General features: G+C 43.7%; 5 protein-coding genes. All 5 read left to right on the top strand.

Annotated features, from left to right (window positions below; genetic code table 11):
* The first annotated feature begins 260 nt into the window (after window positions 1-260).
* The 5 genes from HMPREF9010_RS22180 to HMPREF9010_RS22200 all read left to right on the top strand — a co-directional run bounded on the left by HMPREF9010_RS22180 (window position 261) and on the right by HMPREF9010_RS22200 (window position 12,969).
* Complete coding sequence (locus tag HMPREF9010_RS22180) at window positions 261-3,434, top strand: SusC/RagA family TonB-linked outer membrane protein (RefSeq protein WP_032852416.1); 3,174 nt, start codon at window positions 261-263, stop codon at window positions 3,432-3,434.
* A 27-nt stretch (window positions 3,435-3,461) separates the two neighbouring features.
* Complete coding sequence (locus HMPREF9010_RS22185; RefSeq protein WP_008646681.1) at window positions 3,462-5,195, top strand: RagB/SusD family nutrient uptake outer membrane protein; 1,734 nt, start codon at window positions 3,462-3,464, stop codon at window positions 5,193-5,195.
* Between the two features lie 12 nt (window positions 5,196-5,207).
* Complete coding sequence (locus HMPREF9010_RS22190; protein ID WP_120078992.1) at window positions 5,208-7,007, top strand: hypothetical protein; 1,800 nt, start codon at window positions 5,208-5,210, stop codon at window positions 7,005-7,007.
* Between the two features lie 10 nt (window positions 7,008-7,017).
* Entirely contained in the window at window positions 7,018-8,727 is a 1,710-nt protein-coding gene (locus HMPREF9010_RS22195; protein WP_008646674.1) for a cellulase family glycosylhydrolase, read from the top strand.
* Between the two features lie 201 nt (window positions 8,728-8,928).
* The gene (locus tag HMPREF9010_RS22200; protein ID WP_008646673.1) at window positions 8,929-12,969 is read left to right on the top strand and encodes a two-component regulator propeller domain-containing protein; all 4,041 of its coding nucleotides are present in this window, start codon (window positions 8,929-8,931) and stop codon (window positions 12,967-12,969) included.
* Window positions 12,970-12,996: the final 27 nt, after the last annotated feature.

The raw sequence follows: 12,996 nt of genomic DNA, 5'->3' as shown, positions 1-12,996 counted from the left end.
GCTCCCTATATGAATAACATTACAGAGGTGAAGTTACATGCCGAATACATAATTTTGTGGCGTAGAAACAAAATATGTTTTGATGAGACGAGGTTAACGATTTTAAATTTAATCTAATAGTATATGAAGAATATGGAAAAACAGTCATTCAATGATGGATTATTTAGTCCATCGGGTATTAAACGAGTCATATTTATGCTGGGGTTATTGACTACCTCTTTTATATCATGTGTTTTAAATTAACTATTAAACAATATACCATGAGTAAACACTTTTCTTTAAAATGCACATTTGTGCATCTCTTTAGCTTTGCGGTAATCATTCTGTTGTGTTTGCCGATAATGTCTGTGAAGGCTGTTCCTTCGCAAACTTCAACTGTCAGTGGTGTAGTTATCTCGGGCACTGATGAGTTGCCTTTGGTGGGGGTTAGTGTCTTGGTGAAGGAGACAGCCAATGGAACAATCACCGATATGGATGGAAACTTCAAGCTGAATGTGGTGTCCGGACAGACTTTAGTCTTCTCTTATATAGGATACGTTACGCAGGAAATCGTTGTGACGGATCAGAAATCGCTCAATGTAATATTAAAGGAAGATACCGAAATTCTTGATGAAGTAGTGGTGGTGGGTTATGGTGTGCAGAAAAAGAAACTGGTGACCGGTGCAACGGTGCAGGTGAAGGGTGAGAGTCTTGCCAAGATGAATACCAATAGCCCTTTGCAGGGGATGCAAGGACAGACACCTGGGGTGAATATCTCTTCTACTTCCGGCCAGCCGGGCTCGGACATGAAAGTCAGTATTCGTGGTCTGGGTACTGTCGGAAATTCTAGTCCACTGTATCTTATTGATGGTGTGGGCGGTGATATTTCCACCTTGAATCCTGCCGATATAGAAAGTATCGATATATTAAAGGATGCAGCTTCGGCAGCTATTTATGGTGCTCAGGCTGCCAATGGTGTAGTGTTGATTACCACAAAATCGGGCAAGGAAGGAAAGGCGCAAATTTCCTTTGATGCCTATTACGGTGTACAGACAGTGGCCCGGAAGATAAATATGCTGAACGCAAAAGAATACATGACCATTATGGACGAGCAGGCTGTTAATTCCGGAAATACACCTTATGATTGGAGTTCATTTCGGAGTATTTATGATGCTAATGGAAATGTACACGACACGGACTGGATAGACTCGATGTTTAAAGATAATACCAGAACGCAGAGTTATACATTGGGTATCACCGGAGGTTCGCAGACTTCCACTTATGCCTTATCGTTGGGGTATATGAGTCAGGAAGGAATAGTGGGCGGTAAGGACGTTTCGAACTATGAACGTTACAATTTCCGCATCAATTCCGAGCATAAGATATTCAAGGATTCGGATTTGCTGAAAGTGGGCGAGCAGGTCAGCTTCGTCTACAAAATGAACAATGGCATTTCAGTATCCGACCAATATAGCAATACTTTGCGCGGTGCATTTGCCACTTCGCCGCTTGCTCCAATCTATAGCGATAATAATGCTTATGATTCTTCTTATAACGATACATCGAACTCCGATTGGTATAACGGTGACGGCAATCCTTACGGTTCAATGATGACCAACAGCAACAACGAGAACAAGACGGCCACATTCTCCGGCAATGTATATGCCGAACTGCAACCGGTCAGGAACTTGAAGTTGAGAAGCGTATTCGGAGCAGTGTACGGTTCTTCGGAATACCGTAGTTTCAATCCGCTTTATCAATTCTCAATTTATACTTATAATACGACCCGTACATCAGCCACCCAAAATATGAATCATTCTTTAGGAATGACCTGGACTAATACGGCTGCTTATGACTGGACATGCGCCAAACATGCATTCAATGCTTTAGTCGGAATGGAAGTATATCGCTATTCTGGTACTTATCTGCAGGCCAAAACCGGAGCATTGAGAGAAGGCTTTGACGATTGGGATCATGCCTATGTAGGTAATGGTACAGCTTCGAGCGCCGACGACGGAATGTCTGTCGATGGATATCCGCATGATGAAAGTCGCTCTGTTTCTTACTTTGGACGTTTTGGATGGAACTGGAAGGAAACCTATATGCTGAATGCTACCTTGCGTGCTGATGGCTCATCGAAGTTTGCACGTGGCAACCGTTACGGTGTATTTCCATCTATATCTGCAGGATGGACTCTCTCAAATGAAAAGTTCATGCAGAATACTCAAAATTGGCTTGATTATCTGAAGTTGCGTGCAAGTTGGGGGCAAGTCGGCAATCAGAATATCGATAATTACCAGTATACGGCTCCTATCACCTCTTCCAATACCCATTACATTTTCGGAACAGCCGATGGTGCTCCGGCACAGTCTGGTTACTGGGGTGCATATCCCAGCCGTCTGGCCAATGAGAGTGTAACTTGGGAGACTTCGGAACAGACTAATATAGGTATTGATGCACGTTTCTTAAAAAGCCGTTTGAGTTTGACCGCCGATTTCTATATCAAGACAACCAAAGATTGGCTGGTGGAAGCTCCTATTCTGGCTACGGCAGGAACGGGTGCACCTTTTATCAACGGCGGCGATGTGAAGAATACAGGTATTGAACTGGCTTTAACCTGGAATGACCGGGCAGGTAAGGACTTCAATTATAATATTGGTGTGAACGGTGCATATAACAAGAATAAGGTAGGGAATATTCCTACTGAAGATGGTATCATTCACGGCAAAATCAATATGTTGTATGATAATACACCGGAGTTCTACCGGGCACAAAACGGTCATGCTATCGGTTACTTTTGGGGATACGAAACTGCCGGTATCTTCCAGAACAAAGAACAGATTGCCAACTGGAATGCCGACGGAAAGCATGGCATCCTGCAGGCCGACGCACAAGCGGGTGACGTTATCTATGTAGACCAGAATCAGGATGGAATTATCGACGATAACGATAAGGTGGATTTGGGCAATGGTACTCCTGATTTTACTTACGGATTCAATGTCGGATTTAACTACAAAAACTTTGATTTCTCATTGGTAGCCTATGGAGCCGCTGGCAATCAGATTGTGCAATCGTACCGTAATCATGCCAATAGCAAGGCTAACTATACGACTGCCATCCTGAATCGCTGGACCGGAGAAGGAACTTCCAACCGGATGCCTCGTGTGACGGACACTAATATCAACTGGCAATTTTCCGACCTCTACCTGCAAGACGGTGACTATCTGCGTATCAGCAACATCACCTTGGGCTACGATTTTGCCAAGCTGATTAAACTCAAAGTTATCAGTCAGGCCCGTTTGTATGTTCAGGTACAGAATGCGTTTACTTTCACCAAATACGATGGTATGGATCCCGAAATTGGTTACGGAACCTCCGACTGGGTATCGGGTATCGACCTGGGGTATTATCCTCGTCCGCGTACATTCCTCGTTGGTGTCAATCTGAAGTTCTAATTTATAACCTTAAAAAAATCAGAGAATATGAATAATATGAAATTATATATAGTGGGAATGGTACTAGCTGTGATGTCACTTACGGCATGTACGGCAGGCTTTTTGGATGTAGAATCGAAAAAAGAATCTACTACCGGCAATTTCTACAGGACGGAGAGTGATGCGTGGCGAGCATTGATAGGTTGTTATGATGGCTGGCAGTGTACTACGTCCAGTCAGGCATGTGCCTTTTATTTTGCTTCGCAAGTCATGGCGGACGAGTGTTTTGCCGGTATGGGAAATACTGACGCTCGTAACTATCAGGTGATAGATCGCTTCGATGCCACTCAGTCTCCTTCCGATATGAACTTGTTGGAAACGGAATGGACTAACTATTATGCGGCAGTGTATCGATGCAATGAACTTCTGGCTCATGAAGGTCAGATATCCTGGACAAGTGACCAGACGAGAAATACTTATATGGGTGAATGTCGTGCCTTACGTGCCTTGTGCTATTTCGATATGGTCCGTCTTTGGGAAAATATTCCCTTATTCACCGAACCTGTGAATGAGAACCGTGCACAAGCCAACCCGGAAGAGGTGTACAATCTTATCTTCAGCGATCTTAAATTTGCTGCGGATAATATTCCGGCAGGCGCATATCCTAAAAGTGCGGCTGCTTCGAATGACGGTCATATAACCAAGTTTGCTGCTGAAGCGCTGTTAGCTCGCGTTTACTTGTTTTATACAGGCTATTACGGCAAAGAACCTCAGGTAGAAGGTGTCACCAAAGCTTCGGTATTGCAGGGACTGGAAAATTTTATCTCTGTAGCAGAAACTGAAGGCTACGGGCTGGTTGGAGAATTCAAAAACTTGTGGCCGGCTGCTTCCACTTCATGGAGCCGAAATGCGGCGACAGGTGATTATACACAGACTAAGACCTATGCCGGAAAAGGTAATATGGAGGTGGTATTGGCACAGAAATTTAATTATACGCAAGATTATGATGGAAATAATGATGGAAACCGCTGGCTGGTCTACATGGGGATACGTAGTTATCTGAATCATGCACCTTACGGAAGAGGATGGGGAGGATGCACGGTCAATCCTAAAATGTGGACTGTCTATGGTACGGGTGATGCACGTCGTGAAGCTTCTATCATCAATTTGGATAGTGAAGGTATCACCGATGATTCGGAATATGCAAAATCGTATGCCGATCAACGTGAATACACCGGATATACGGTAAAGAAATATACTCCGATGTCGAAATGGGTTAAAGATGAAAAGTCTGGTGCATGGTCGATTACTGATGAAATTTCTGGTTTAGGTGAAGGCGATTTCCAGATTTCACAATATCAGGATTTCATTGTGATGCGCTATGCTGATGTGTTGTTAATGGCTGCTGAATTAGGAAGTCCGAACGCACAGGCATATTTCAATCAGGTACGCCAGCGTGCTTATACATTGAATGATGGTGAGGGAAACTTGTCGGTTTCAAATGATTATCGGGAAGTTGCGGTCACAAAAGAAAATATAATAAAAGAGCGTATGCTGGAGTTTGCTTTTGAAGGACAGCGTTACTGGGATCTGCTGCGTCAGGGTGTGGATTATGCCGCTTCGCAGATTGCAGGTACTACGTCGGTTGTCAGCGGGGGAAATCCCGAGGATGTAAGCATTACAGCTTCGAATATTATCGGCAAGCGAGGTTTTTCTCAAATTCCGAATAATCAGATTATACTTTCGAATGGCGTTTTGAAACAGAATGTAGGTTGGTATTAAAAAATGGAAGTTATGAATAAGATTGTATCAAAATTATATATAGCATTGCTGGCAACGCTCGTCACATTGTTGTCGGCATGTACTCCCGAAACTTATGAATTGGGAAGTCAGGATATCGTTTCGGATGACCTGGCCGAAGGAATTGCTTTTTCGATCACACATGATGCGGTGAATCCGAATATTGTTTATCTGAAAAGTCTGATGCCTTCAAATTATCAGGTATGTTGGGAACATCCGCAAGGACGGAGTCAGAGTGCGGAAGTTAAGTTGCAGATACCGTTTGAGGGAGAGTATAGCGTGAAGTTCGGTGTACAGACACGAGCCGGAATAGTGTATGGTCCCGCTGCTAAGTTTACCATCGACAGCTTCTGTGCCGAATTTGTGAATGATGCCTTATGGACTTATTTGTCGGGAGGAGTCAACAATGAGAAGGTTTGGATTTTCGATAACGGTTCGTATGGATTTGCTGCGGGTGAAGTGACTTATGCTGATCCAAGCACGACCGTAGAGTGGAACAACTGGAGTGCCAACTGGGATCCGGGCGTTGGTCATTCGGGAGATGATGCCATTTGGGAGAGTACGATGACTTTCGGTCTGACCGGCGGAGCGAACGTGACAGTTTATAATTCTTCTTCACAGAGCACAGCCGTAGGTACATTTATGCTCAATGTAGACGATCATACCATCACGTTTACCGACTGTGAACTGTTGCACACGCCCTCATGGTCGGACAGAAGTACGAATTGGAACCGGAATCTGAAGTTGCTCGAACTGGATGAGAATCACATGCGTATCGGGGTGATGCGTGACAATAGCGAAGGACCCTGGTGGCTGGTATGGAACTTTGTTTCGAAAGAATATGCCGACAATTATGTGCCTGAAGATAGGCCAGATCCGGAACCTGCATTGCCTGACGGATGGGAAGACATGGTATCGGAAGTCGTGACTACCGAAATCAAATGGACGATGTCGCCTGATGTTCCGTTCGACTGGGCAAACCTGGATGGTAGCTTAATGAATAACTTTACAGCCGGTAACTATCCCGAGTGGGCAACTCCGGTCAGCGGATTGGAAAAACTTGCGTTGACTTTGAATTCAAGTACAATGACCTATTCTCTTGTTCTGCCTGATGGTACTTCTTCGGACGGAACCTATAGTTTGGATAAAAAAGGCATTTACACCTTCAGTTCAGCCTTGCCTGCCTGTCACATCGGTGGCGGTGATATTATGTTTGGAGCAGATGCTAACAACCAGCTTCGCATCCTCCGCATCGAGAGTGCAGGAGGATCGGTGATAGGTATGTGGCTTGGTGCGCGCAGCTCTGAAAAAGATGAATATCAGGCTTATCACTTTGTGCCCAATGCCGGAGGAAGCTCCGAACCGGAGGCAACCACTATTACTGTTGACAACCATAAATTGGTGTGGGGACATCTGGAGAACGATAAGAATAATTTTCGTATCGAACTGTACAATCAATATGGTCAGACTGCATCTGCATCTCCGGTTGATCCGGCAAGCATTGTGTTCGACTATTCAATGGAGCTGACTTTTACTATTAGCGGATTGAGTGGCGATGCGGCCACCAAGGAATATAATGCAGGTCTGATGTGTACGGCAAGTGGTTGGTGGCCTAGTTATTCAGGCACGAGTGATGTAAAGGTGAAAGGCAACGGTACTTATACTATCAACATTAAACCGGAAGCGGCCTATAACGGTGTAATCGTATTCGTGATTGATATCATTGATATGTTCAGTGACATTGCAGAACCGGATAAAGTGAACGTTACTATAGATACTTTAAAAATCTTGTAATTGAATGAGTATGAATAAGATTTGTTGTCTTTGGACGTATTATGTTTTCTGTCTGGCAGGTATTTTGCTTATTTCCTGTACGGAAGATGAAGTAGCGGGAACTCCTTTCATTACAATCTCAAAGCAAGAATTGACTTTCGGTAAGAGCCAAAGCGAGACTTTACTCTATATACAATCAAACGTGTCTTATGAAGTAGTGTCGGATTCGCCGGAGTGGTGCAGCATCACCCGGCAGGAATCGGACTCGAAAAAGACTGGCAAGTATCTAGTCAGTGTAACTGCCAATCCTGATACGGAATCCCGTTCGACTACGATTAAGGTGACAGGAAGTGAAATGAATGAGGTGGTACAGGTGAATCAGCTCGCCAGTGACCTTTTAGTAGCGGAAACACACGAAGTGACTGTTGCCGGTGAAGGGGAAAACTTTTCTATTAAGATACAGGCATCCGGAGATTATGAGATAACGGTTGATGCCGGATGGCTTCATCATAATTCTTCACGTGCTCTGACTGAAAAGGTGGAGACATTTACCGCCGATCCTAACGTTGGTAATGAAGCTCGTACAGCCGTTATCACATTCATGCTGAATGACATTATAGAATCGGTTACCGTGATTCAACAGGTTTCTTCGATACCAGAAGCAGATATGACAGGCATGGAGAAGAATGCGATGGAATTGATGAAGGAAATTGCGATTGGATGGAATCTGGGTAATTCGCTGGAAGCTGTCGGTGGAGAAACCGCCTGGGGAAATCCGGCTACTACCAAAGCCATGATTACCAAGATAAAGGAGCTTGGATTCAGTGCGGTACGTATTCCTTGTGCCTGGAATGATTATTTGGTAAGTGATGGTAGCTATGAAATACAGGCGTCATGGCTCAACCGTGTGAAGGAAGTGGTAGACTATTGTGTGGATAACGAACTGTATGCTATTCTTAATATTCATTGGGACGGAGGTTGGTTGGAGAATGATATTCCAAACGGATATAATAAAGCTGTAGACCAAAAACAACGAGCTTTGTGGCAACAGATTGCTACTTTCTTCAGAAACTATGACGAGCGTCTGATTTTTGCTGGCTGCAACGAACCGAATGTTGAGGATGTCGATGATATGACAGTACTGCTACAGTATGAACAGACATTTGTAGATGCCGTTCGTGCTACAGGAGGGAAAAATGTGTATCGTAATCTCATAGTACAGGGACCTGCTACGGATATTGACAAGACTATTCGATGGATGGACCGATTGCCCGAAGATCCGACGGACGGACGTATGATTGTTGAAGTACATTATTACAGTTCGTGGCAGTTCTGCGGCATGGAGAAAGATGAGAGTTGGGGAAAGGCTTTCTATTTCTGGGGAGAAGAGAATCGCGGGTATGCTGTTGGCAATTACGAAGGTCGTTGGGACAATATTGGCGGAGAGGAATATATGAAAGCTCAATTTCAGAAACTGAAGACCCGGTTTGTAGAACAGAATATTCCGGTACTCATCGGTGAGTTTGCGGCTATCCGTCGTCAACTGTCGGATGAAGAAGCCCAAAGAGGACATGACTTGTCGCGTGCGGCGTTCGACAGATGTGTAGTACGCCAGGCGCGTGCTCATGGACTGGTTCCATTCTATTGGGATCGTGGGGACGGTATTTTGAATCGCAATACGTTGGACATTTATGACAATTTGGAGTATAACGGTCTGATAGAGGGACTCGCGACAGAATAGTCCGGATTAGAGTTGCTCTGTTGTTTCTATTGAGTATTAATAAAACATAAGGACGGTCTGGGCGGGAATCTCTGTTCAGACCGTTTGTTTTTTTGTAGCCCCTTCACTTTTTTCTAAATTACCGATGAGTAAAGGCTTTCGCAGGCTCTTTTTCTTGGCTGTTTGGTAATATTTTATTTTCTTTGTACAAATCTGAAAAACATGATAAGAAAGAACCTTTTATTGTTTGTTTTACTTCTCTCTTCGTGGATGGTGGTTGCGCAATCCTATCAGTTTAAGCATCTGGAAGTATCGGATGGGCTGTCTAATAACTCTGTAAACACTATTTGTAAAGATCGTGATGGATTCATGTGGTTTGGTACGACTACCGGACTGAACCGCTATGATGGATATACTTTTAAGATTTACCAGCATGCCGAGAATGATCCGGGATCTTTACCGGATAATTATATCACTGATATTGTGGAAATGCCTGATGGACGGTTTTGGGTAAATACGGGCCGAGGCTATGTGTTGTTTGATAAAGAACAGGATTGTTTTATCACCGATGTTACCGGATTCATGAAGAATCTCGAGTCAGGAGGAGTTCCGGAACAGGTCTTTGTAGACCGGGAAGGGAATACATGCCTTAGTGTGGCAGGTGAAGGATGCTACCGTTATAAGGAAGGTGGGAAGAGACTTTTTTTTTCGTATGTGGAACATTCATTGCCGGAGCATGGAGTGACACAAATAGCGGAGTGTAGTGACGGACTTTTGTTGATTTATAATACAGGACTGCTTGTCTGTCTGGATCGTGCCACATTGGCAATAAAATGGAAGTCTGATGAAATAAAAAAATATATTCCGGCAGGAAAGACAATAGAGTTTTCGCTCTTTGTAGACAGAGACAATTGTATCTGGGCATACAGTCTTATGGGAATCTGGGCGTATGATTGTGGAACAAAAAGTTGGCGGACAGATTTGACCGCTATTTGGTCGTCACGTCCGGACGTAATTATTCATGCGGTGGCACAGGATATAGAAGGCAGGATTTGGGTTGGAAAAGATTATGACGGTATAGACGTGCTTGAGAAGGAAACGGGGAAAGTAACTTCTCTTGTTGCCCACGATGACAATGGACGGAGTTTACCTCATAATACCATTTATGACTTATATGCTGATAGGGATGGTATCATGTGGGTAGGCACTTATAAGAAAGGAGTATCTTATTATAGTGAAAGTATCTTTAAATTCAATATGTATGAATGGGGAGATATAACTTGCATAGAACAGGCGGATGAAAACAGGCTGTGGCTAGGAACAAATGACCATGGGATTCTTTTGTGGAATCGCTCTACAGGAAAGGCTGAACCTTTCTGGCGAGATGCCGAAGGACAGTTGCCGAATCCGGTTGTATCTATGCTGAAGTCAAAAGATGGTAAATTATGGGTCGGGACATTTAATGGGGGATTGTATTGTATGAATGGTTCCCAGATACGTTCTTATAAGGAGGGTGTCGGAAACGCTTTGGCGAGTAATAATGTCTGGGCATTGGTGGAGGATGATAAGGGAAGAATCTGGATTGCTTCATTGGGAGGTGGTTTGCAATGTTTAGAACCTGTGTCCGGTACTTTTGAAACTTATACCAGTAGTAACTCGGCTTTGTTGGAGAATAATGTAACCTCTTTGTGTTGGGTAGATAATAATACATTGTTTTTCGGAACTGCCAATCAGGGAGTAGGCATGATGGATATGCGTACTCGAGAAATAAAAAAGATTCAAGGCCAGAGCGGTAATGTCAAGTTATCGAATGATGCGGTTAATCATGTATATAAGGATAGCCGGGGATTGGTATGGATTGCTACCCGTGAGGGATTGAATGTGTATGATACGAGACGCCATGTATTTCTTGGTCTGTCTTTTGTTGCAGAAGCTAAAGGAAATTTTATTGCAGCAATTACGGAAGATCAGGAGCGTAATATGTGGGTATCGACCAGCAGAAAGGTGATTCGGGTAACAGTAGCTTCCGATGGAAAAGGGAGTTATCTTTTTGATTCCAGGGCTTACAATAGTGAGGACGGATTGCAGAACTGTGATTTTAACCAGCGTTCTATCAAGACGTTGCACAATGGAATCATTGCGATTGGTGGTCTGTATGGAGTCAATGTTTTTGCTCCGGATCATATACGCTATAATAAAATGCTGCCTAATGTGATGTTTACAGGTCTTTCGCTGTTTGATGAGGCTGTGAAAGTGGGACAGTCGTATGGTGGAAGAGTGTTGATTGAAAAAGAGTTGAACGATGTAGAAAATGTAGAGTTCGATTATAAGCAGAACATTTTCAGTGTATCTTTTGCTTCGGATAACTATAATTTGCCGGAGAAAACTCAATATATGTATAAGTTGGAAGGGTTCAATAATGACTGGTTAACCCTGCCGTTAGGAGTACACAATGTGACTTTCACTAATCTTGCTCCGGGAAAGTACGTTTTGAGAGTGAAAGCGATCAATAGTGACGGTTATGTCGGCATAAAGGAAGCCACGCTGGGTATTGTAGTCAATCCTCCTTTCTGGATGTCATGGTGGGCTTATTTGTTGTATACCGTCGGTTTGGTTATCGTGCTCTTCCTGGCGCGTTACCGGATGCTGAAACGTGAACGTGAGAAGTTTCATCTTCAGCAAATAGAAAATGAGGTGGCGAAGAATGAAGAAATAAATAATATGAAATTCCGTTTCTTCACGAACGTTAGCCACGAATTGCGTACACCGCTCACTTTGATTATTTCTCCTTTGGAAGGCATGCTGAAGGAAACGACTGATGAATTGCAGAGTACACGTTTACAATTGATGTATCGTAATGCACAACGGTTGTTGCATCTGGTTAATCAACTGCTCGATTTCCGTAAAGGAGAAATGAGTACTCATCAGTTGTCTCTGTCGGAAGGAGATATCATTTCGTATGTGCATAGTGTTTGCAACTCTTTCCTGTTGATGGCGGATAAGAAACACATTCAGTTCTCTTTCTTTTCGGGTATAGATACATTCTCGATGGCTTTTGATGCTGACAAGGTAGGAAAGATTGTGATGAATTTGCTTTCTAATGCTTTTAAGTTTACTCCCGAAGGAGGGCGTGTGACGGTGATGATAGAGCATGTGGCAGGAACTCCCGATATATTGGAAATCAAGATTGCCGACACCGGAATAGGAATTAGCGATGTGGACAAGGAACATATCTTCGAACGTTTCTATCAGGCGGGTCATAAGGGAGTAGAGGAAACTACCGGAAATGGTATCGGCTTGAGTTTGGTACGTGATTTTGTCACTTTGCATGAAGGAGAAGTGAAGGTATTCGATAATATAGGGATGGGGTCTGTTTTCGTTATTCAGTTTCCGGTAAAACATGTGGAGACACAGGTGCAGTTGCCGGAAGAAACGGGTATGTCGGCCGGGGATGAAGAAGATAAGGAGATGAAAGAGGAAGCCAGGGAGGAAACGGAACGCAAAAATTTCCCATTGTTGCTGATAGTAGATGATAATGAAGATTTCCGTATCTTTATGCGTTATAGTCTGGAGTTGCAGTATCGTGTCAAACTGGCTGTGAATGGTAAGGAAGCATGGGAGATGATGCAGGAAGAATTACCCGATCTGGTTATCAGTGATGTGATGATGCCCCAAATGGATGGCAATGAGTTGTGTCGCCTGATAAAACAAGATAAGCGCACAGCGCATATCCCTGTGATTTTGCTGACAGCACGGCAGAATACCGAAGCGAAGCTGGAAGGACTGCAGACAGGAGCGGACGATTATGTAACGAAGCCCTTCAATATGACTATTCTTGTATTGCGTATCCGTAAACTGATCGAACTAAGCCGTTATCATCGTGTCACCCAGGGAATGATTGATCCTGCGCCTAGTGAGATTGTGATTACTTCATTGGATGAGAAGTTGATAGAGAAAGCAATCAAGTATGTGGAAGATAATATGTCACGTACTGAACTCTCGGTAGAGGAACTTAGCCGGGAGCTGGGTATGAGTCGTGTGCATTTGTATAAGAAATTGCTTCAGATCACAGGAAAGACACCGATTGAGTTTATCCGCGTGATCCGCTTGAAACGGGCAGCGCAATTATTGCGTGAAAGCCAGCTTCATGTGTCCGAAGTAGCCTTCGAAGTAGGCTTCAATAACCCCAAATATTTCAGTCGTTATTTCAAGGATGAATTTGGTGTTTTGCCCTCCGTTTACCAGGAAAAAGAAGGGAAATAACAAATGATACCTCTGAAAAAAACATAT

This window comes from Bacteroides sp. 3_1_23 (genome assembly GCF_000162555.1).
GTDB classification, from domain to species: Bacteria; Bacteroidota; Bacteroidia; order Bacteroidales; family Bacteroidaceae; genus Bacteroides; species Bacteroides ovatus.
The sequence above is the reverse complement of the archived record's forward strand: the minus strand, read 5'-3'. Positions and strand labels throughout refer to the sequence as shown.

Coding starts and splice junctions, on each gene's coding strand:
- HMPREF9010_RS22180 (WP_032852416.1), top strand. CDS start 261: ATGAGTAAACACTTTTCTTTAAAATGCACATTTGTGCATCTCTTTAGC.
- HMPREF9010_RS22185 (WP_008646681.1), top strand. CDS start 3,462: ATGAATAATATGAAATTATATATAGTGGGAATGGTACTAGCTGTGATG.
- HMPREF9010_RS22190 (WP_120078992.1), top strand. CDS start 5,208: ATGAATAAGATTGTATCAAAATTATATATAGCATTGCTGGCAACGCTC.
- HMPREF9010_RS22195 (WP_008646674.1), top strand. CDS start 7,018: ATGAATAAGATTTGTTGTCTTTGGACGTATTATGTTTTCTGTCTGGCA.
- HMPREF9010_RS22200 (WP_008646673.1), top strand. CDS start 8,929: ATGATAAGAAAGAACCTTTTATTGTTTGTTTTACTTCTCTCTTCGTGG.